The following is a 19,257-nucleotide window of genomic DNA, read 5'->3' on the forward strand; positions in this document are numbered from 1 at the left end:
CGAGGTGGGCAGGGCTTCGTTGCGTCGGCGGCCGCCCGATCGCGCCGGGCGCAGACGCTACGGGGCGGGGCGTGCGTGCTCAGCTGTCGTACGACGCGGCCGCCGGACCAGATAGACACCCGCGGTCGACACCAGGACCGCCATGACCGCGATGAACACGAGCCCGGCACCTTCCAGGCCGATCGGGCCGGTCAGCACTCCGACACCGATGACCGGTACGGAGATGCCCGCGTACGCCACCACGAACAGCGTGGAGACCACCGACGCGCGACGGTCCGGGGGAGACGCCTCGGCCACCGTGCCGAGCGCCGCACGAAATGCCAGTCCCTGCCCCGTACCGCCGACGAGCGCACTCAGCACCACCAGGAGCAGCAGGTCCCAGCGCAACGCGCCCGCGAGCAGCGCCAGACCGGCGAGGAGCGCGGCACAGCCCAGCGGCAGGGACCGCTCCATCCCGACCCGGGTGACCGCCAGTTGCCCCGCGGTCGAGGCGAAGAAGGCGAGCGCCACAACCAAGCCGCTCACGGCGTGGTTGTCCACGTCCAGGGACTCGGAGAGGAACGCCGGACTGACCGAGGTGAACACCCCGAACAACGCGAACCCCACGAACGAGGCGATCGCCGCGGGCCCGAACACCGGCCGCACCTGAGGGGGCAGGCTCGGCCGCTGCGGTCGCACCGTGCTCAGCGCCCGCCGCTCGGCCACGGTCTCCGGCAGCCACAGCAGCACGGCGGCCGAGGCGGCCACCAGCGCGAGGTGCACGGCGAAGGGGAGGTACAGCGGCCAGGCGGCGTACTGGGCGAGCAGCCCGGCGAGCAGCGGACCGCAGCCCAGCCCGCCCATGTTGGCGGCGGTCGCCACGAACGTGGCCCGGGGGCCACCGCCGCGCGGAGCCAGCTCGATCACGTACACGGTGGCGGCCCCGGTGAACAGCCCGGCGGCAAACCCCGAGAGCAGCCGCCCCGCGAACAGCCACGCCGGCCCGGTGGCGCTGAGGAAGCAGACGGCGCTGGCCGCCGCGAACCCCAGGCCCCACAACAGCACCGGCCGCCGCCCGACGGCGTCCGATGCGTTGCCCGCCAGCAACAGCACACCGATGACCCCGAAGGCGTACACCGCGTAGACGACGGTCACCGTCAGCTCGGAGAACCCGAACTTGTCCTGGTAGAGCCCGTAGAGCGGGGTCGGCAGGGTGGTCCCGGCCATACACACGGCAAACACCGCGCCGGCAAGAGAACACTTGCTCCATGTTCCGCGATCACCGTCCATGCGGTCGACAGTAGTTCCGCGAGCTGTCCCGCCCTGTGACGGCGTGCGCCGACGCGCCGCGGGCGCACGGGCGCACGGACGGCATGGTGCGCTCAGCCCGTGGGCTGTCGTCTGCGGGGGGGGGGCTTTCGGGGCGGCGGTGTTCCGGAGTGGAGGGTATTGCCGGGGGCGGGTCGCGGGTGTCCCACCCCCCCTTGGCTGTGATCAGGCCAGCGTGAGGAAGAGCTTTTCCAGCTCCGCCTCGTTCATGGCGGGCGTGCCGCCGTCCTCGGTGGCGGTCAGGCATTCGCGCATGCGGCTGGCGACGATCTTGAAGCCGGCGCGGTCCAGCGCGCGGCTGACCGCGGCGAGCTGGGTGACGACGTCCCGGCAGTCGCGGCCTTCTTCGACCATCGTGATGACTCCGGCCAGCTGTCCCTGGGCGCGACGCAGGCGGTTGAGCACGGCGCGCGCGGAGGCTTCGTCGTCGGCGGTGGTGGCCGCGGTGGCTTTGGGGGCCGGGTTCGGCACGGTCGGGGTCATCCGTTGGGCTCCTTGGTGAGTTGGACGAGCGCGAGGTCCAGTCTGCCCGCTGCCGCGTTCGAGGCCGGGCGCGGTGTCGGGATCCCCGAGTCCGGATGAACGGGGCGAAATCTCCTCCGAGTATACCCCCGGGGGTAATCTGTTACGGTGGCATCAATACCCGGGGGGGTATTCATCAGAGGAAGTGAACGGCACATGTTCTTCGTCGACACCATCGAGATCGAGGGGCTGGGCAACCGGCACTACCTGGTCGGGGGCGCCCGGGCCGCCATGGCGGTCGATCCGCCGCGTGACATCGACCAGGTGATCGCGGCGGCCGCGCGCCGCGGCGCGCGCATCACGCACGTGGTGGAGACGCACATCCACAACGACTACGTGACGGGCGGCCTGGAACTGGCCCGGGTCACCGGCGCCGTCTACCTGGTGCCCGCCGCCGCGCAGGTCGCCTTCGCCCGTGTCCCGGTCCACGACGGCGACGTCATCGAGATCGACGAGGAACTGTCCGTGCGGGCCCTGGCGACCCCCGGCCACACCCCGCACCACACCGCGTACGTCCTGGAGGAAGCCGGGACGCCGGTCGCCGCGTTCACCGGCGGATCCCTGCTGATGGGCACCGTGGGCCGCCCCGACCTGGTCGAACCGCGCCTCACGGAGGCACTGGCCCGCGCCCAGCACGCCTCCGCGCACCGCCTCGCCGCCGAGCTGCCCGATGACACCTCGATCCTGCCCACCCACGGCTTCGGCAGCTTCTGTTCCTCCGGGCAGGCCGAGGGCGAGACGAGCACCATCGGCCGGGAGAAGGCCGTGAACGCGGCCCTGGTCCAGGACGTCGACTCCTTCCTCGCCGGTCTGCTGGCCGGCCTGGAGGACGTCCCCGCCTATTACGCGCACATGGGCCCGGCCAACTCCGCCGGCCCGGACCCCGTCGACCTGACCGCCCCCCGGCGCGCGGATGCCCAGGAGATCGAAGCGCGGCTCGCGGCCGGCGAATGGGTCGTGGACCTGCGCAACCGCGTCGCGTTCGCCCAGGGGCATGTCGCCGGCTCGTTCAACTTCGAGGGCGACGGCAAGATCGCCACTTACCTCGCGTGGATGATCCCGTGGGGCAAACCCGTCACCCTGCTCGCCGAAACTCCCCAGCAACTCGCCGACGCCCAGCGCGAACTGGTCCGGGTCGGGATCGACCACCCCGCGGCGGCCGCCACCGGCAGCCCGTCCGACTGGCTGCGTCCCGGCCAGGTTCCGGCGTCGTTCCGCCGGGCGGTCTTCGCCGACCTGGCCGCCGAGCTGTCCCGGGCCGAGGTGCCGCCGGTGGTCCTGGATGTGCGCCGCGACTCCGAGCGCGCCGACGGGTACGTCGAGGGCTCGGTCCACATTCCTGTACACGCACTGCACCAGCGGATCGACGAGGTGCCCGCCGGGCAGGTGTGGGTGCACTGCGCCGGCGGTATGCGGGCCGGGATCGCGGCCTCGCTGCTGGACGCGGCCGGGCGCGACGTGGTCGCCGTCGACGACGGCTTCGACCGGGCGGCAGAGGCCGGCCTGACCGTCAGCGTCGCCGCCTGAGCCCCTTGAACGACACCAGCCTGAGCCCCTTGAACGACACCAGTAGGAGTCCTGGTCCCGCCATGTCCCTTCCCCGCCCCCGCCCCGGCTTCGGCCTCGACCGGGGCCTCGGTCCCGACCCCGATCACATATGAGCGTGCTCATCCTTGCCCTGGTGGCAGGCGCTGTGGTCGGCCTGGCACTGGGCGGACTCGGCGGGGGCGGCAGCGTCCTGGCCGTGCCCGCGCTGATCTACCTGCTCGGCTTCACCCCCGTCGCCGCCACCACCGCGAGCCTGATCATCGTCACCCTGACATCCATCAGCTCACTGGCCGCTCACGCGCGGGACGGCAACGTCCGCTGGCGGTCCGGCCTGCTGTTCGCCGCCGCGGGAATCGGCCCGGCCATGCTCGGCGGCCTGGCGGCAGGCCACATCCCCGCCACCGCACTGACGGTCGCCTTCTCGGTGATAGCTGCACTCGCCGCCTGGCGGATGCTCCGTCCCGGCCGCCCGGCACAAAACGGCCCCGCAGAGGGCAGCCCGGTGCCGGCCGGCTCCGCACATGGCAGCCCGGTGCCAGCCAGCCCCGCACAAGGCAACTCGGTACAAGACGGCCCCGCACAAGGCAGCCCCGCACAGGACCGCCCCGCACAGGACCGCCCCGCACAGGACCGCCCCGTGCGGCCGCCCAGAGCGGCAGGGTCCGGCGCCGGGCTCGGCGCCGTCACGGGGGTGCTCGGCGTCGGCGGAGGGTTCCTCGCCGTGCCCGCCCTGGTCGGCATCCTCGGCCTGCGCATGAAGACCGCCGTCGGCACGAGTCTCCTCGTCATCGTCATCAACTCGCTCGCCGCACTGGCCACCCGCACCGGCACCGCCGACGGCCTCGACTGGGCCGTCATCGCCCCCTTCACGGCGGCCGCGATCCTCGGCGCGTGGGACGGCAAGCGCCTCGCGGCGAAGATCTCCGGCCACCGCCTGCAGCACGTCTTCGCCTACGTCCTGCTGGCCGTTGCCGCCTTCATGCTCCTCGACAGCCTCATCTGACCCAGCCCCGCCAGAACCGAAGGACACGACACCAACCCATGAATACGCCCACCACCCTCACCACCGCCGCCGTCCGGGAACGCCTGCACACCCTGGTCGTCATCGACGTACGCACCCCCGGCGAGTACGCCGGCGGACACCTGCCCGGCGCCCACAACATCCCCCTCGACGACCTCGAACACGCGCTGCCCACCCTCCGTGAGGCGGCCGACCGCAGCGACATTCTGCTGGTCTGCGCTTCCGGCGCCCGCTCGCAGAACGCCGGCGTCACCCTGTCCCGCAACGGCATCCCTGCCGCCGGCCTCGAAGGCGGAACCGCCGCCTGGGCCGCGGCGGGAGGAGACCTGCACCGTCCCGCCGCCACCGCGGCACCCAAGTGGGCCATGGACCGCCAAGTCCGCCTGACCGCGGGTTCCGCCGTCCTCCTCGGCCTGCTCCTGGGACTGGTGATCCACCCCGCCTTCCAACTGCTCTCCGCGGGCATCGCCGCCGGCCTCGTCTACTCCGCGCTCTCCAACAGCTGCGCCATGGCCACCCTGCTCGGGAAGCTTCCGTACAACCGCACCGACCGCACCGCCCTCGACACAACCCTTGCCGCTCTGCGGAACAACTGATCCTGATGGGCGGCGTGGGACCGCCCCGGCCCCGGCAGACGCCGCTCACCGGGCCCACCCGGGAGAACCAGAAAAAAGATGTCGACCGCGATGTCGAGAACCCGTGGTCCGCTCCGTCCCCGGGGTGAACGCGACCACAATGGGGCGCACCACCACCGAGGAGAACACGATGGCCAAGTACCTGCTGCTGAAGCACTACCGGGGAGCTCCGGCCGCGGTCAACGACGTCCCCATGGAGCAGTGGACGCCCGCGGAGATCTCGGCGCACATGCAGTACATGCGGGACTTCGCGGACCGGCTCGAGAAGAGCGGCGAGTTCGTCGACGGCCAGGCGCTCGCCCCCGAGGGGGCGTGGGTGCGCTACGACGGTGAGGGGCGCCCGCCGGTCACCGACGGACCGTTCGCCGAGACCAAGGACGTCATCGCCGGCTGGATGGTGATCGACGTCGACACCTACGAGCGCGCCGTCGAACTGGCCGGGGAACTGTCGGCCGCCCCCGGGGCGGGCGGGAGGCCGATCCACGAGTGGCTCGAACTGCGCCCGTTCCTCACCGAGCCGCCCACCATCACGGAGTGACCTCCCACGTGACCACTCAGGTGAACGAGGCCCTGCTCAGGAGCCTCACGCCGAGCGTGCTCGCGATCCTCGTCCGCCGCGGAGCCGACTTCGCGGCGGCCGAGGACGCCGTACAGGACGCACTGGTCGAGGCGGTCCGCGTCTGGCCCGTCGAGCAGCCGCGCGACCCGAAGGGCTGGCTGGTCACCGTGGCCTGGCGCAAGTTCCTCGACGCGACCCGGTCGGACGCCGCCCGCCGCCGGCGTGAGAACCTCGTCGACGACGAACCGGCGCCCGGCCCCGTGGCCGCGGCCGACGACACGCTCCAGCTCTACTTCCTGTGCGCCCACCCGTCGCTGACGCCGTCCTCCGCCGTCGCGCTCACCCTGCGCGCCGTCGGAGGTCTCACCACCCGCCAGATCGCCCAGGCCTACCTGGTGCCCGAGGCGACGATGGCGCAGCGCATCAGCCGGGCCAAGCGCACCGTTTCCGGCGTGCGGTTCGACCGGCACGGCGACGTCGCCACCGTGCTGCGCGTCCTCTACCTGGTCTTCAACGAGGGCTATACCGGCGATGTGGACCTCGCCGCCGAGGCCATCCGCCTCACCCGGCAGCTCGCGGCGGCGATCGACCATCCCGAGGTGAGGGGGCTGCTCGCCCTCATGCTGCTCCACCACGCCCGGCGCGCCGCTCGCACGGCGCCCGACGGCAGCCTGGTGCCGCTCGCCGAACAGGACCGCGCCCGCTGGGACACCGAGTCGATCGCCGAGGGGGTCGTGATCCTCCAGGCCGCCCTCGCCCGGGACCGTCTGGGCGAGTTCCAGGCTCAGGCCGCCATCGCGGCGCTCCACGCCGACGCGCCGGCCGCCGAGGAGACCGACTGGGTCCAGATCGTCGAGTGGTACGACGAGCTCGCGCGCCTGACGGACAGTCCGGTCGTCAGGCTCAACCGCGCAGTGGCCGTCGGCGAGGCCGACGGACCACGCGCCGGCCTGGCGGCGCTCGCGGAGCTGAGCGACTCGCTGCCGCGCCATACCGCGGTGGCGGCGTACCTCCACGAGCGCGCCGGCGATCTGGCGACGGCGGCACGGCTGTACGCGGAGGCGGCCAGGAAGGCACCCCACCTCGCCGAGCGCGACCACCTCACGCGCCAGGCCGCGAGGCTGAACGCGTCTCGGCGGAACCGGCTGGAGAAAGACACGTAGCGGTCCGGGCCGATGGGCGCTGCACCGCGTGCTGATCGGGACCGCGGGCGATCGGGTGCACCCGGGCAATCGAGGGGCCACCCAGGCTCACGTGGCCAAGTGCACAATGGGCTGGTTCGTCCGGGCGGTCGTGGCCTCGTACCACCGACCCCGGCTCCGTGCCAGCGTCCTCACCCGCACGGTCCGCGTGCGCATGCGCCGGACGCCCGCGCGGCCGATGGTCGTAAAAAGCATGATCCGGTTCGGAACAGGGGGACGGTGTGGGCCAGGCGGGAACGCTCATCCTCATCATGACGGCCGCCGTTCTGGCACCGCTGCTGGCGCACGGCGTCGGCCGGTGGGTCCGCATCCCCGTGGTCATCTTCGAGATCGTGCTGGGGATCCTCATCGGTCCCGACGTACTCGACTGGGCGCACGGAGGAGAGGTCATCGACGTCCTCTCGGACCTCGGCCTGTCGATGCTCATCTTTCTGGCCGGGTACGAGATCCAGTTCGCCGCCATCCGAGGAGACACGCTGCGCCGATCCGTCTGGGCCTGGGTGCTCTCCCTGGCTCTGGGGCTGGGCGTGGCAATGGCCCTGACGGGCCTGGACTGGGCGCGGGCCGTCATCCTCGGCACCGCGCTGACCAGTACGGCGCTGGGTACGGTGCTGCCCATCCTGCGGGACAGCGGGGATCTGGAGGGCCGGTTCGGCACGGTGATGATGGCGTTCGGGGCGGTCGGGGAGTTCGGGCCCATCATCGCCATGGCGGTACTGCTCAGCGGCCGCACACCAGGGGCGGCCACGGTGGTGCTCGCCGTCTTCGCCGCCATCACGGCCGGCGCCGTGTTCCTGGCTCTGCGCCCGCGCCGGCCGTGGTTCAGCCGGATCATCCGCAGCACCCTGCACACCAGCGCGCAGTTCGCGGTGCGGTTCGTGATGCTCCTGCTGGTGGCGATGCTGGCGCTGTCGCAGGAGCTCGGCCTCGACGTGCTCCTCGGCGCCTTCGCCGCCGGACTGCTCACCCGGCTCGTGCTCCAGGGCGCGGCGCCGGAGAGCAGCGAGGTGATTCTGACCCGGGTGGAGGCGATGGGTTTTGGCTTTCTCGTCCCCCTCTTCTTCGTCGTCACCGGCATCGAGTTCGACCTCGCGTCGCTCCTCGACGGAGGTCGAGCACTCTTGCTGCTGCCGGTCTTCCTCGTTCTCTTCGTGGTCGTACGGGGACTGCCGACGTACGTACTCGCGCCGCGGGACCTGTCACCGCTCAGCCGCCGGGCGCTGACGATCTACTCCTCCACCTGCCTTCCGCTCGTCGTGGCCATCACGGCGATCGGCGTGGCCGACGGTGTCGTGAAGAAGAGTGAGGCGGCGGCCCTGGTCGGCGCCGCGATGATCTCGGTCCTCGTCTTCCCGCTGCTCGCCCTGCGCCTGAGGGCCCGGGAGCGTGACGTCACACCCCACCTGCCCCGGGCACCCGAGACGGAGGCGTGGTGAGCGGAGCCCGCTCAGCCGCGCAGGGCCGAAGCGAAGACGCCCGGCAGCCTGCTCGCGCTCGGGTCGGTGGCATAGGCCGTGAGACGTTCCATCGTCGTGCGTCCGGTGCGGTTGGTGACGAAGTAGGGCGGGCGCGGCGACAGTGACGGCGAGCCGGTGAACAGGCCGCGCGGCGCCGGTGCGAAGGGGGCCCGCAGCACGGTCTTCTCGATGTCCTCCAGCATGAACGCGTTGTGGACGAACCCGATGCCGCTGCCGATGTCCTGACGGGTGTGTCCGGGGTGGGCGCCCCACGGGGTGTAGCCCAGCAGGAAGCCGAACGCCGACCAGCAGTTGACGCCGAGCGTGCCGTAGCGCAGCGCCGCGACGGCCTCGTCGACGGCGGCGCGGTGGGCGCGTTCGGTGCGGGGGTGCACCAGCAGGGTGGCGCCGAGTGTGCCGGGCAGCTTGTCGTTGGCGAACTCGGTGGCGGCGCGCAGGAACTGGGGCGCGTCGTCGCCCGGTAGACGCACCACGCCCAAGGCGCTGGCGAACACCTCGTCCGTGAGCATCGGGTCGTCGGCGTCGGTGATGTCCGGGACGAGGAGGCGGCACGTGTCGTCGTAGGCCTCGGCCTCGGGGTGGGCGCCGGTCACCGAATCGAGGCGGTCGGCCGCGCCGGGGTAGTAGTCGTCCCGCTGCGGCAGTGCGCGCAGGACATGCCGGATCTCGGCGAGCAGCCGCTCCGTCCCGTTCCAGTGGCGGGGCACGAGCAGGATCTGGCTGGCGACGCAGTTGTGGCCGGAGTTGTTCAGCTTGCTGGTCACGATGTGCTCGGCCTGGAACCGGAAGTCCGCCGCGCTCCACGGGCCCGGCGTCACGATGCAGGGGCTGACGCCGCCGAGCTCACTGGTGAATGGCTTGTCATTGACCGGCGTGTCGGCGCGCCGTCGTTCCTCGGCCCGCGCGCCGGTGCCCCACACGATGGCGTCATGGGTGCGCTCGCTGCCGGTGACATGGATGGTGTCGACTTCCTCGTGGGTCGTGAGGTAGGCGCCTTCGGCCGCGCCTCCGTCGACGAAGCGGACCCAGCCACGCTCCACGAACTCGGCGAACACCTTCTCGAAGTGTGGGCGGAGATAGGCGTTGACCGGGTTCATCTTGGCGAGGACGACCTGGCCTTCTGCGTACAGCTTGTGCAGGATGTCGAGCGGCGTGATCGCCGCGACGTTCCCGGCGCCGAGCACCAGCGCGACGGCCGGTTCGCCCGGCCGCCCGCGGTACTCGCCCGCCGCGCGGGCCATGAGCTGCTCGCGGGTCGTGCCCGGAAGCGTCCACACCTCGGCGGTGAAGCCGTTGAGCAGCAGGCGGTCCGTGGCCGTGGCGGGGAAGACGCCGACGACGGTACGTCCCTCGCGGGTGCGGACGGACCTGGCGGGCACCGGGTCGTGCCCGGCGGCCAGGCGCCGCAGCACATGCAGGTACGCGCCCACGGTCTGCGCCAGTGCCCAGGGCGCGGCGACCCAGTCCTCGGCGGCCCAGCCGGAGTCCGCGTCGTACCCCTTGGCGCGGGCGGCGTCGGCGACCATGCCGGGAGCGCCGTCGGCGATCCGCGGAAGCGTCCGCTCCAGCAGGGCGATCCGCTCGGGCAGGGGTACGGCGGTCCAGGAGCCGGCGCCTTCACGCAGGTCGCTGAGGGCGAGGTCGAGAGGTGCGGCGTCGAGTGCGGGTGCGGCGGTCACGTGGTCAACTCCTGTGGGGGTGTGCGCGATCGGGGGTGGGGCGTCGCGTCAGGGGGTCAGTCGGGGGATGTCCCGCGCCGGGTCGACGAGCAGGAAGGAGGCTGCGGCTCCGACAGCCAGGAGCAGTCCGGACAGCAGCACGGAGTTCTGGTAGCCCCCGGTGCCCTGGGCGTCGACGAGGGCACCGACGACGGCCGGCGCGCCGAGACCGGCCGCCGTCACCACCGCGTTCATCGTGCCCAGGGCGCCTCCGTTGCGGGAGGGCGGGGCGAGCTCGGCGACGGTGGTTGCGGCGATCGTGGCGTACGAGCCTCCGAGACCGAAGCCGAGGGAGATGAGGACGGTCTTCGCATGCGAGCCGTCGATCAGTGGCAGGGCCAGACAGCAGGCGGCGCCCAGGGCCAGCAGCCAGCCGCCCACCCAGCCGCGGGCGCGGCGGCTGCCGGTACCGCGCCGCATCAGCCGGCCGGTGACACCTGCCTGCGCGAGCAGCGCGACGGCACCGATCGTCCAGGGCGCGACGACGAGTATGCCCGCCGTATGGGCCGAGTAGCCGAGCGCGTTGCGCAGGTAGGACGGCAGCCAGACCAGCATGAGAGCCACGCTCCAGTAGCTGGTGAAGTAGGCGAGGGTGGCGCCGATCCAGGTACGGCTCGCGAAGATCCTCCGGTACGGGACAGGCGCCCGCGTCTCCTGCGGTCGCCCGTCCCGTACCGGAACGACACCGTGGCGCCCATCGGCACCGAGCAGCGCCCAGGCCGCCGCCCACACCAGCCCCGCGCCCGCGAGCACCCACAGCGCCGACCGCCACCCGTGGTGCTGGATCACCCATGACAGGCCCGGCGCAGAGACGATCACGCCGAGAGTGACGCCGAGTGTGATCAGCGCGCCGGGCAGATTGCGCCGGTGGTCGGGGAACCAGGCCAGCGTGGCCTGTTGGGCGACGGGGAAGGCGGGGCCCTCGGCCGCCCCGAGGAAGACGCGCGAGGCGACCAGGACGGCGAGGCCGCCGCCGATGGCCGCGGGCACCTGGGCGACCGACCACAGGACGGCCATCAGCAGGAGCAGCAGCTTCGGCGACATCCGGTCGGCGGCGAGCCCGGCCACGACCGCGGCCACGGAGAAGAGCAGGAAGAACGCGCTGTTGGCCAGCCCGAACTGAGTGGCGCTCAGATGGAGGTCCGCGCGGATCTCGTCGGCGGCCAGGCCGAGGACGGACTTGTCCGCGAAGTTGACCATCATGAAGGCCACCAGTAGGACGGTCACCGTCCAGGCGCGCCGGTTGCTGCCGCTGTTTCCGGTGGCTCCGGTGGTCCGTGTCGGGTGCGGGGGCACGGTCGGTACCGCGGTCATGCGTACTCCTGAGGAAGAGGCGGGAGGGCGTTCAGGACAGCGGGACACCCGCGATGGCGATGCGCTCCATCACCCGGCGCTGCGGGAAGTAGTCGTTGACCGCGTAGTGCTGGACGGCGATGTTGTCCCAGACGGCGATCGAGTCGGGCTCCCAGCGGAAGCGGATCTGGAACTCGGGGATGCGCGCCTGGAGGACCAGGATGTCGAGCAGTTCACGGTTCTCCGCCTCGGACAGGCCCTTGATGTACCGGGTGAACGGCTCGTTCACGTACAGGGTCTTGCGGCCGCTGCGGGGGTGGCGCACCACGACGGGGTGCTCGACCTGCGGCCAGCTCTCCCGGAAGGCTGCCTTCTGCTCGTCGTTCATGAGGGCGCCCCAGCTGGCCTCCCAGTCGTGGACGGCGGTGAGGCTCTCGATGCGCTCCTTGAGGTCCTCGGGAAGGTTGTCGTAGGCGGCGCCCATGTCCGCCCACATCGTGTCGCCGCCCGCGGCGGGCACCTCCACGGCGCGCAGAACGGCACCGAGGGACGGGTTGACCATGAACGAGTGGTCGCTGTGCCAGATGTTCTTGTTGCCCGCGGCCTTCGCGTCCTTGGCGAGCCGGGAGATGCCCGGGGTCCCGGTCTTCGCGAAGAACGGGTTCGCCTCGGGCGGGCCCCAGATGCCCGACAGCGCGAGCTGGTGCTCGGCGGTGAAGCCTGTCTGGCCGCGGAAGAAGATCACCTTCCACTCCAGCAGCGCCTGCCGCAGCTCCGTGGCGAGTTCGTCGCAGATGGGCCGGGTCAGGTCGACGCCGCCGAGCACGGCGCCGAAGTGCGGGGTGAGCGGGTCGATGTCGATCAGCCGGTACGCGGACTGCTCGGCGCCGGGGGCGAGACGGTCCAGGACGCGGCGGCCGTAATGCATGAGCGGCTTGTCCATGACGGGCTCGGGGTTGGCCACGTGGGTCGACGCGACGGCCTGCATGCGGTTCCTCCTGACGGTGAACACTAATTACGTAACCGGCAGTATCGATATTGGATCGCGCGGGTGCAAGAGGTTCGGAGGGGTTGTTTTTCCGGTGCCGTCCGGGGCCGTCGAACCGGCATCCGGGCATGGCGAAGTGCGCGCGGGCACGACGAAGTGCCCTGCGCGAAAGGGGGTGACGGGCGTCAGTCAGTTCAAGGGCGGGGGCCGGCGTCGACCGCCCGGCCGATCAGGTCCACCACCGACTCGACGAGCGACTCGTCGGGCATCTGCTGCTCGCCGACCATCCGGAAGACCAGCGACGCAGCCACGAGCGTCGAGGCGGCGGACACATCGACGTCCGGCCTGACGTCGCCGCGCGCGACACCGCGCTCCAGTAGGTGTCGCGTCTCGCTCATCACGCGGGCCGTGTAGGCGCGATAGGCCCCCGGTTCCGCCCCCGCCTCGGCGGCGGAACCGATCACTCCGGCCAGCAGACGGTCGATCCCGGGCTGTCGGTAGGCCTCCATGCGCGCCGTCAGAACGGCCCGCAGCTCGGCCCGGAAGTCCCCCATGTCGGGCACGGTCAGCGGCCCGATCCGTGACTCCGCCGCAGCGATGATCAGGTCCTGCTTGGTGGACCAGCGCCGGTACATGGCCGGCTTGCTCACCCCGGCGCGGGCCGCGACGGCGTCCATCGTGAGCGCGGTCATGCCGCTCTCCGCCACCAGTTCGACGACGGCGTCGAGCACGGCTCGCGTGACGTGTTCCTGGCGAGGCCGCCCCGGACCCCGGCGTGCCCGCTCCACCTGTTCCTCCGTCATGCGCAGACCCTACGCGGGCCGTGAACGGTGACGCGCACGGGCCCGCGGCGCGTGGACGCTCAGCCGCTCACCGCCCGCGCCGACTCCACGGATGCGGTCAGCTGGGCCCGCAGCACATGCTTGGTGATCTTCCCCGACGGCGTACGCGGCAGCTCCCGGCGCAGGACCAGCTCGCGCGGGATCTTGTAGCGGGCGATCCGCGACTCGAGCCATGAGCGCATGCCCGTCACGTCCAGGTCCGCCCCGTCGCGCGGCACCACGACGGCCACCACGGTCTCGCCCCACTGCGGGTGCGGGCGGCCGACGACGGCGACGTCGAGCACGTCCGGATGGCCGCGCAGCACGCCTTCCACCTCCTGTGAGGCCACGTTCTCGCCGCCGGTGATGATCACGTCCTTCATCCGGTCCACGATCGTGACGAAGCCGTCCTCGTCGACGCGGCCGAGGTCACCGCTGCGGTACCAGTCGCCCGCGAACACCTCCGCGGTGGCGGCCTCGTCGTGGAGGTAGCCGACCATCCGGCTCTCCGAGCGCAGCCAGATCTCCCCGGTCTCACCCGCACCGGCGTCAGCGCCGTCGGGGCGTACGACCCGCAGATCGACACCCGGCATGCCGCAGCGCCCGATCGATCCGGCCTTCGTCACCTGCTCGGCGGGGGAGAGCGAGGTCCCCGCGGGGCCCATCTCGCTCATCCCGTACACCTGGTGGAAGTCCTGTGAGCCGTACGCCTGCATCAGCCGGCGCGCGGTGTCCGCGTCCAGAGGCCCGGCGCCGTAGATCCAGGCGCGCACGGACGTCAGGTCGAAGTCGGCGAAGTCGGCGACGGCCTGCACCGGGGCGATGAGCGCGATCGGCGCGCCGAACATCGCGGTGACCCGCTCGCGCTGGATCGTCTCCAGCATTCCGCGCGGCTCGTACTCGCGCTGCAGCACGACCGTGGCCCCCCGCAGCAACGTGCCCAGGGTCCAGTTGTTGAGGGGGGACGCGTGCCAGATCGGCATGCAGATCAGGAACCGGTCGTCGTGGACGAGGGGGATCGTGTCCGCGGTGTGCCCCGCCGTCAGGGCGATTCCGCGGTGCGTGTGCACACAGCCCTTGGGGGTCCCGGAGGTGCCCGAGGTGTAGAGGATCTGCGCGATGTCGCTGTCCGGGCCCGGCTCCGCCCGCCAGGGCTCGGCGCGCGCCACAAGGGACTCGAAGCTGTCCGCCGGGCGCGTGCCCGCGTCCCCGTCGGGGTGGCTGACCAGCCACGGCACCTTTACGTCGGCCGACGTCGCCCGCTCGCCGATCTCCGCGTCGACGAGCGCCAGCCGGGCCCCGCAGTGCCGCAGCTGGCGAGCCACCTCGGCCGTCTGCAGTTTGTGGTTCACGGGCACCAGGGTGGCGCCGGCGTACCAGGCGCCGAACGCCGCGAACAGGAAGGCGGGGGTGTTGTACGTCATCACCGCGAGACGGTCGCCCGGCCGCAGCCCGGCCTCGCTCAGTACCGTCGCGGCGCGCCGGGCGGCTTCGTCGAACTCCCGGTAGCTCCACCGCTGTTCGCGGTAGACGACCGCTTCCTTGTCGCCGGCCGAGCGAACCACTCTGTCCAGCAGGGCGCTGAGGTGCATCACGTTCTCCTGACGAGCCGGGCCGGTGAAACCGACCGTGGCGGGAAACTCTGAATCATGGTTCACTTCTTTCATGGCCTACCGCAAGACCCCAGCCGAAATCAGTCGGCTCGAAGCCGCGAGAGAGCGCCTCATCTCCTGCGCGACCTCGGTCGTGGCGGAAGTGGGCTGGTCACAGGCGTCCGTGACCGCCGTCGCCGACTCGGCGGGCATCGCGGCAGGCTCCGTGTACCAGCACTTCCCGTCCAAGGCGGCGCTCGCCGTGGAGGTGTTCCGGCGCGCCGCCGGACGCGAGGTCGAGGTCCTGGGCGAGGTGCTGCACGGTCCGGGCGACCCCGTCGAACGGCTCCGCCGCGGCGTCGAGGTCTTCGCCCGCCGCGCCCTGGAGAACCGCGGCCTCGCCTACGCCCTGCTCGCCGCCCCCGCCGAACCCGCGGTCGGCGCCGAACGACTCGACTTCCGCCGCCGCTACCGCGCGCTGTGGGCCGAGGTGGTGCGCGAGGGCACGGAGACAGGCCGGCTGCCCCCGCAGAACGCCGAGATCACCGCGGCCGCCCTGACCGGAGCCATCGGCGAAGTGCTCGTCGACCCGCTCGGCACCCCGGACGAGAACACCACCGAGGAACTCCTCACCGACCTCACCGCCGCGGCGCTGCGCTGCGCGGGCGCCCCGACCGCCCCGACCGCCTGATTCCCACCCGCTCGCCCGCAGGAGGCCCCATGTCCAGCCATCCCACCGCCGTGACGCACGAAGTGACCAACCAGGTACCGCCGTTGGCCGGCCACGACATCGCCGACGACCCGGTCCTCCTGGAGGGCGTGCGCCGCGAGGGCGCCGCATGGTCTCTCGACGACCTCCACCGGATCGGCCGCCGCGCGGGCAGCGAGGAGGTACAGCGCTGGGCCGACGAGGCCAACCGCCACGAGCCGGTGCTGCGCACCCACGACCGCTACGGCAACCGCATCGACGAAGTCGACTTCCACCCCTCGTACCACGCCCTGATGGACGTGGCGGTCGGAGAGGGCTTGGCCGGCAGCGCCTGGGCGGACGAACGGCCCGGCGCGCATGTCGCGCGGGCCGCCGCCTTCATGGTGTGGAGCAGCACCGAGGCCGGGCACGGCTGTCCCGTCTCCATGACGTACGCCGTCGTACCCGCCCTGCGCCACGCCCCCGACCTGGCGAAGATCTACGAGCCCCTGCTCACCAGCCGTGTCTACGAACCCGGTCTGCACACCCCGGGCGGCAAGCGGGGCCTGCTCGCCGGCATGGGGATGACGGAGAAGCAGGGCGGCACCGACGTCCGCGCCAACACCACCTCCGCCACCGAGCAGGCCGACGGAACCTGGCGTCTGCGCGGTCACAAGTGGTTCACCAGCGCCCCGATGAACGATCTCTTCCTCGTGCTCGCCCAGGCGCCCGGCGGCCTGTCCTGCTTCCTGGTCCCGCGCGTCCTGCCCGACGGCAGCCGCAACACCTTCCGTATCCAGCGACTCAAGGACAAGCTCGGCAACCGCTCCAACGCGTCGAGCGAGCCCGAGTTCGACGACACCGTGGCCTGGCTCGTCGGCGCCGAGGGCAAGGGCGTCCGCACCATCATCGACATGGTGACCATGACGCGGCTCGACTGCGTCCTCGGTTCCGCCGCCGGCACCCGAGCCGCCCTCGCCCAGGCCGCCCACCACGCCCGTCACCGCTCGGTGTTCGGCGCCAAGCTCATCGACCAGCCGCTCATGCGCAACGTACTGGCCGACCTCGCCGTGGAGTCCGAGGCCGCCACCACGCTCGCGCTGCGCCTGGCCGGCGCCGCCGACCGCGCCCAGCGCGGCGACGAAGGCGAGCGGGCCTTCCTGCGCCTGGCCACGGCGGTCGCCAAGTACTGGGTGTGCAAGCGGCAGCCCGCAGCGGTGGCCGAAGCCCTGGAATGCCTCGGCGGCAACGGATATGACGAGGCGTCAGGCATGCCGCGCCTGTACCGCGACGCCCCGCTCAACGGCATCTGGGAGGGCTCCGGCAACGTCAACGCCCTGGACATGCTGCGGGCGTTGGCCCGTGAGCCCGAGTCCCTGGCGGCGTTCCGTACAGAGATCGAGGCCGCAGCGGGCCGCGACGACCGGCTCGACGCGGCCTGGCGGGAGTTGCAGGGCGAACTCGTCCTCACCGAGGACGCGCCGCTGCGGGCCCGCCGGGTCATCGAACGCGCGGCCCTCGTGCTGCAGGGCGCGCTCCTGGTCCGGCACGCACCGGCCGCCGTCGCGGAAGCGTTCTGTGCCTCGCGGCTCGCCGGGGACCGCGGGCTCGCCTTCGGAACGCTGCCGCCGGACACCGATTTCGCGGCGCTGCTGGAGCGACTGCCTGCGTGACCCTCGCAGACCTCGGCCCGCGCTGAGCGGACGCGCGGGCAGAGGCGGTCTTCACCGGGTGGCCGCAACCTTGTCCGAAGGCCGGTTTCCCGAGGGCGGACCCCGGTAGCTTCGCCCTATGGTTTCCGACACGGTCGCCGTAGGAGTTCTCACCTTCATCGGAACGGTACTGGCCACCCTCACAGGCCTGTGGCAGTGGCGACGTGTCCAAGCGCGCGAACAGCGTGCCGAGTTCCGTGTGCAGAGGGTGGAAGCGCTCAAAGAAGTGTGGGAGGCGCTCTCCGACCTCGAGGAGTCGCAGCGATCGTCCATCCTGGTGACCGAGTACGACGACCAGGAGGTGACGAACCGTCTGACGCAGGTCAATCTCCTGCTGCTCAGGCGCTCACCGTTCCTGCGCCCCGACGAGCAGGAGTGGGCGACCGCCTTCGCGCGGCACGTGACGGAGATCGACGCCCTGCTCCGCTCGAATGCGCGCGATGGCCGGCCCGACGTGAGCTGGTGGCTCACCTCGGCCGTCCAGCCCGCCTCATCACACGTCGCGGCCGTCGCCGCCCAGCGGTTGAGGAACCTTCGCACCACGCTCGGGGACCGCTACGCCGCCGTGGTCCGTGGCGACAGTGAATGACGCCCGGCCCTGGCGTCGCGCGCGAGGGTGCGGCGTCCCGGCCGGCGAAACTCCGGTCCGCGCGGACCGAAACGCGCCGAGTGCCCCTTGTATCCTGCCGCCATGTCGCCCAGATCGCGCCGGGCGCGGGTCGAGGACGTGCACGAGCTGGCACTGGGGATGCCTCATGTCACGGTCGTCCAGGGATCCGCCGGTAACCCGGTATACCAGGTCGGACACAAGTCGTTCGTCTTCTTCCGCACTCCTCGCCCCGATGCCGTGGACCCCGAGACCGGCGAGCGCTACCCGGACGTGATCGTCTTCTGGGTGCCGTCCGAATCCGACAAGCAGGCCCTGGTGCAGGACCGAGCCTCCCCGTTCTTCACCACGCCGCATTTCGACGGCCACCTGTCGGTACTCGTCCGGGCCGCCCGGATCGGCGAACTCACCCTCACGGAACTGACCGAGGTCGTCCAGGACGCATGGCTGTCCCAGGCCTCGCCGACCAGGGCCGCCCACTGGCTCAAGGCCCGCGGGGAGCAGTGACCGGCTGACGCGCGACCGGCGTGGCCAGAAAGTCGCACACCGCAGCAGGTCCACACTTCCGCCACGTTCACCGGACATCTCGACGGGGCGCCGTCGGGCCACGAGCACACCCGCACCAACCGTGTCCCGGCCTCACGCTCCCGAGCTCTGCGCGTCCTCGCGGTAGAGATCGGTCAGCAGGGCCACGGCGGCGTGGGTGGCGGGATGCGGGCTCTGCTGGGGCCAGATGAGGTGGACGGCGACGGGGTCCGTGTCGCGCAGGAGGCGATAGGCGATGCCGTCGCGGCGGTACTGGGTGGCGGTCGACTGCGGAGTGACGCCGACACAGCGGCCGGTGGCGATGGCGGCGAGCCAGTCGTCGACGTCCTGGATGTACTCCACGTCGGGGCCCGCCCCTTCGGGCCACAGGTCCAGGGTGGTGGTGCCGGTGCGGCGGTCCACCACGAGGGTGCGCTCGCGGATCTCCGACAGGCGGATGCCGCGCCGCCTGGCCCACGGGTCGTCGGAGGCCAGGGCTACGTAGCGGCGCTCGTGCCCGACCAGGGCGTGAGCGTAACGCCGGGTGTCGACGGCGGTCCGGACGACGGCCATGTCGCACAGGCCCTCGGCGAGCCCGCCGGTGGGGGTGTTGTGGCGAATCAGATGGAGTTCGACATCGGGGTGGCGGGCACGCCAGCGGCGCTGGAACTCGGCCGTGAGCCGCCCCATCGCGGACCAGGCGTGGCCGATGCGCAGGCGGGTGTGACCGGTGGTGGCCCGGCGGACCAGTTCGTCGGCCTCGACGAGCAGGTGCCGGGCGCGGGCCAGGACCTCGACACCGGCGGTGGTGGGGGCGACCGTACGGCTGGTGCGGTGCAGGAGCCGTACACCGAGGATCCGCTCCAAGGCCAGCAGGGTGCGGGAGACGGACGCCTGGGAGACACCCAGTTCGATCGCGGCGTCGGTGAAACTTCCCGTGTCGACGATCGCGACCAGGCAGCGCAGATGCCGCAGCTCCAGATCCCGAGAACCATCCATACGCCCAGCGTATAGGTTCGGCGTCGGATGCATTTTGCGCA

At 71.9% G+C, this 19,257-nt stretch carries 18 protein-coding genes; 10 read left to right on the top strand and 8 right to left on the bottom strand.

Annotated features, from left to right (window positions below):
* Positions 1–57: 57 nt before the first annotated feature.
* Positions 58–1,269: an MFS transporter gene (locus ACFC96_RS09520; RefSeq protein ID WP_376611194.1), complete on the bottom strand. Its 1,212-nt coding sequence runs from the start codon at positions 1,267–1,269 to the stop codon at positions 58–60.
* A 204-nt stretch (positions 1,270–1,473) separates the two neighbouring features.
* Positions 1,474–1,791 carry a metal-sensitive transcriptional regulator gene (locus tag ACFC96_RS09525; protein WP_340459351.1) on the bottom strand — a complete coding sequence of 106 codons (318 nt, stop codon included), beginning with the start codon at positions 1,789–1,791 and terminating at the stop codon, positions 1,474–1,476.
* A gap of 195 nt (positions 1,792–1,986) precedes the next feature.
* On the opposite strand from ACFC96_RS09525, the gene ACFC96_RS09530 reads away from it, so the two are divergent.
* From ACFC96_RS09530 to ACFC96_RS09555, 6 genes are all read left to right on the top strand, one after another.
* Positions 1,987–3,357 carry a rhodanese-like domain-containing protein gene (locus ACFC96_RS09530; RefSeq protein WP_376611196.1) on the top strand — a complete coding sequence of 457 codons (1,371 nt, stop codon included), beginning with the start codon at positions 1,987–1,989 and terminating at the stop codon, positions 3,355–3,357.
* Between the two features lie 130 nt (positions 3,358–3,487).
* On the top strand, positions 3,488–4,381 hold the full coding sequence (locus tag ACFC96_RS09535; RefSeq protein WP_376611198.1) for a TSUP family transporter: 894 nt from the start codon (positions 3,488–3,490) through the stop codon (positions 4,379–4,381).
* A gap of 38 nt (positions 4,382–4,419) precedes the next feature.
* Entirely contained in the window at positions 4,420–4,995 is a 576-nt protein-coding gene (locus tag ACFC96_RS09540) for a rhodanese-like domain-containing protein (RefSeq protein ID WP_376611200.1), read from the top strand.
* A 169-nt stretch (positions 4,996–5,164) separates the two neighbouring features.
* Positions 5,165–5,572, top strand: a complete 408-nt coding sequence (locus ACFC96_RS09545) for a YciI family protein (RefSeq protein WP_340460410.1) — start codon at positions 5,165–5,167, stop codon at positions 5,570–5,572.
* A gap of 20 nt (positions 5,573–5,592) precedes the next feature.
* Positions 5,593–6,756, top strand: coding sequence for an RNA polymerase sigma factor (locus ACFC96_RS09550; protein ID WP_376611568.1), 1,164 nt, complete (start codon positions 5,593–5,595; stop codon positions 6,754–6,756).
* A 260-nt stretch (positions 6,757–7,016) separates the two neighbouring features.
* A complete protein-coding gene (locus tag ACFC96_RS09555) occupies positions 7,017–8,231 on the top strand; it encodes a cation:proton antiporter (protein WP_376261572.1) in 1,215 nt (404 codons plus the stop codon).
* An 11-nt stretch (positions 8,232–8,242) separates the two neighbouring features.
* Here the strand turns inward: ACFC96_RS09555 and ACFC96_RS09560 are convergent, their stop codons facing one another.
* From ACFC96_RS09560 to ACFC96_RS09580, 5 genes are all read right to left on the bottom strand, one after another.
* The gene (locus ACFC96_RS09560) at positions 8,243–9,952 is read right to left on the bottom strand and encodes an aldehyde dehydrogenase family protein (RefSeq protein ID WP_376611202.1); all 1,710 of its coding nucleotides are present in this window, start codon (positions 9,950–9,952) and stop codon (positions 8,243–8,245) included.
* 48 nt (positions 9,953–10,000) lie between these two features.
* Entirely contained in the window at positions 10,001–11,305 is a 1,305-nt protein-coding gene (locus tag ACFC96_RS09565; RefSeq protein WP_376611204.1) for an MFS transporter, read from the bottom strand.
* Between the two features lie 31 nt (positions 11,306–11,336).
* On the bottom strand, positions 11,337–12,272 hold the full coding sequence (locus ACFC96_RS09570) for a TauD/TfdA dioxygenase family protein (protein ID WP_376261566.1): 936 nt from the start codon (positions 12,270–12,272) through the stop codon (positions 11,337–11,339).
* A gap of 194 nt (positions 12,273–12,466) precedes the next feature.
* On the bottom strand, positions 12,467–13,075 hold the full coding sequence (locus ACFC96_RS09575) for a TetR/AcrR family transcriptional regulator (protein WP_376611206.1): 609 nt from the start codon (positions 13,073–13,075) through the stop codon (positions 12,467–12,469).
* Positions 13,076–13,134: 59 nt separating this feature from the next.
* A complete protein-coding gene (locus tag ACFC96_RS09580; protein WP_376611207.1) occupies positions 13,135–14,685 on the bottom strand; it encodes a class I adenylate-forming enzyme family protein in 1,551 nt (516 codons plus the stop codon).
* A 73-nt stretch (positions 14,686–14,758) separates the two neighbouring features.
* Between ACFC96_RS09580 and ACFC96_RS09585 the strand changes: the two genes are divergently transcribed.
* The 4 genes from ACFC96_RS09585 (at position 14,759) to ACFC96_RS09600 (ending at position 18,199) form a co-directional block, all read left to right on the top strand.
* Positions 14,759–15,376 carry a TetR/AcrR family transcriptional regulator gene (locus tag ACFC96_RS09585; protein WP_376611209.1) on the top strand — a complete coding sequence of 206 codons (618 nt, stop codon included), beginning with the start codon at positions 14,759–14,761 and terminating at the stop codon, positions 15,374–15,376.
* A 29-nt stretch (positions 15,377–15,405) separates the two neighbouring features.
* Positions 15,406–17,046, top strand: a complete 1,641-nt coding sequence (locus ACFC96_RS09590; protein WP_376611211.1) for an acyl-CoA dehydrogenase family protein — start codon at positions 15,406–15,408, stop codon at positions 17,044–17,046.
* A 118-nt stretch (positions 17,047–17,164) separates the two neighbouring features.
* Positions 17,165–17,674, top strand: coding sequence for a hypothetical protein (locus ACFC96_RS09595; RefSeq protein WP_376227835.1), 510 nt, complete (start codon positions 17,165–17,167; stop codon positions 17,672–17,674).
* 102 nt (positions 17,675–17,776) lie between these two features.
* On the top strand, positions 17,777–18,199 hold the full coding sequence (locus tag ACFC96_RS09600; RefSeq protein ID WP_340459722.1) for a hypothetical protein: 423 nt from the start codon (positions 17,777–17,779) through the stop codon (positions 18,197–18,199).
* A gap of 132 nt (positions 18,200–18,331) precedes the next feature.
* On the opposite strand, the gene ACFC96_RS09605 is transcribed toward ACFC96_RS09600, so the two are convergent.
* The gene (locus ACFC96_RS09605; RefSeq protein ID WP_376261555.1) at positions 18,332–19,216 is read right to left on the bottom strand and encodes a LysR family transcriptional regulator; all 885 of its coding nucleotides are present in this window, start codon (positions 19,214–19,216) and stop codon (positions 18,332–18,334) included.
* Between the last annotated feature and the right edge of the window lie 41 nt (positions 19,217–19,257).

It is taken from the genome of Streptomyces sp. NPDC055955 (genome assembly GCF_042270245.1).
Classification (GTDB): Bacteria; Actinomycetota; Actinomycetes; order Streptomycetales; family Streptomycetaceae; genus Streptomyces.